This window comes from Campylobacter sp. W0014 (assembly GCF_020135975.1).
GTDB lineage: Bacteria > Campylobacterota > Campylobacteria > Campylobacterales > Campylobacteraceae > Campylobacter_D.
The window spans coordinates 1-1,224 of the sequence record NZ_JACHTR010000068.1; the positions used below are offsets into that span (position 1 = coordinate 1).

Genomic DNA, 1,224 nt, shown 5'->3' on the forward strand with positions numbered 1-1,224 from the left:
GGGACAAGATAGATCAAAAATGGTATGAAGCTAAAGAACCTAATGAATTCAATGATGGTTTTTGGGGTTTTGGAACTGGAATTGCTAATGTTGCAGAATCTCTTATAGGATCTCCTGGCAAAGTATTTAACAATAACCAATATGTATTAGATAGCAATATTGATAAAAATTGTTATATTATTAAAAAACTAAGAAGCCCCCAAGCTTTCAAACCCTCTAATCGTTGCACTTTAGAACTTTCTAAAGAACAATATGAAATCCTACTTGCAAATATTAAAAATGATTTTAATACTACAAAAGAAATTACACCTAATAGCAAAGAACCAATCAATGAAGAATTTACCTATAAGCTTCTTGAAAACAACTGCGTTACTTGGGTTATTCAAAAACTTTCTAATATAGGAATAGAGCTTATTGATGATGAATATAAAGTGCCTGGAAATTTGATAGATATCTTTAGCTTGATCAAATCTCTTCACTCTATCTTTTTGAAATTTCAAAACATTGATGATAATTTACAAAGTGTAAAAGGCGCAAGAGCTTTTATTACTTGGACTAGATCTATGCTAGATAATAATTATATATGTTATGTAAATCAGGAAAATTTAGAAAAGAAAATACAAACTTTTTGTAAAAAAGATATAGAAAATCAAAGATATTATGAAAGTATTAAAAAATTTTATGATAAAGCCTCCCAACTTAAAAGTATATATAATAAATTAGATTTTTGTTTGGAATCTATCACTAAAAAATTTAATACAAGCATAAAAGGCGATTTTGAATTGATTTATTTCGATAGAAAAGATAGACAAATTAAACTTTTAAAAGCAGATAATGATTATGAAGCTATTGCAATACAAGATTTAAATTTGAGTCAAAAATATAATAATTTTAGTGTGAGTAAGTTTTATCCTTTTATTTTTATACCTAAAGATGAAATGATTTCAAGAATGCTTTATCATAAATATGATTATGGCGATATCTCACAAGAATATCAAAAAGATAGAAATGAATTTTATTTTAATGTTTTAGCAGGAGAAAAAAGCGATAAATACTGGAGTTTAAGTTATCATAAAATGACTAAAAATTTAAGGAAAATTCATGCCTCTTGAAAAAGTAAAAGAAACAATTTTTGCTTATGATAAAGAAGTGATTGATTGTGAAGTCTTAAGGGCTAAAAATGTTGATTTAACTCATTCTAAAATTTATTTTCAAGGTGTATTA

General features: G+C 25.7%; 1 protein-coding gene. It reads left to right on the plus strand.

The window, feature by feature from the left end:
• On the plus strand, nucleotides 1-1,112 hold a 1,112-nt coding region (locus tag H2277_RS08955; protein WP_337201959.1), incomplete at its 5' end, for a hypothetical protein.
• Between the last annotated feature and the right edge of the window lie 112 nt (nucleotides 1,113-1,224).